Origin of the sequence: Mesorhizobium sp. M7D.F.Ca.US.004.01.2.1, from assembly GCF_003997785.1 — a bacterium.
GTDB lineage: Bacteria > Pseudomonadota > Alphaproteobacteria > Rhizobiales > Rhizobiaceae > Mesorhizobium > Mesorhizobium loti.
The window spans coordinates 1-573 of sequence record NZ_RZRQ01000746.1 but is presented as its reverse complement, the minus strand read 5'-3'; the positions used below and the strand labels follow the sequence as shown (position 1 = coordinate 573).

Sequence of the window (573 nt, the reverse complement as noted above, 5' to 3'; positions counted from 1 at the left end):
CGAAGGCAACACGGCCGCCGACATCTCGACGTCGGGCACGCTCACCATCTCCGATGTCGACAGCGATCCCCACTTCGTGCCCCAGGTGGCTGCCGCAGGCAGCTACGGCACCTTCGACCTCGATGCCGACGGCAACTGGACCTACACGGCATCCTCCGCCCATGACGAGTTCGTCGCCGGCACAACCTACACCGACACCTTCAATGTCGTCAGCGCCGACGGCACCGCCACCACCGTGACCGTCCACATCCTGGGCACCAACGACGCGGCCGTGCTGTCGGCCGATGTGCGCGACCTGACCGAAGGCAACACGGCCGCCGACATCTCGACGTCGGGCACGCTCACCATCTCCGATGTCGACAGCGATCCCCACTTCGTGCCCCAGGTGGCTGCCGCAGGCAGCTACGGCACCTTCGACCTCGATGCCGACGGCAACTGGACCTACACGGCATCCTCCGCCCATGACGAGTTCGTCGCCGGCACCACCTACACCGACACCTTCAATGTCGTCAGCGCCGACGGCACCGCCACCACCGTGACCGTCCACATCCTGGGCACCAACGACGCGGCCGT

The 573-nt window shown here is 66.7% G+C and carries 1 protein-coding gene; it reads left to right on the top strand.

From position 1 onward, the window contains the following. Window positions 1-573: VCBS domain-containing protein (locus tag EN993_RS36595; RefSeq protein ID WP_206532501.1), on the top strand; the 573-nt coding region annotated here is incomplete at both ends.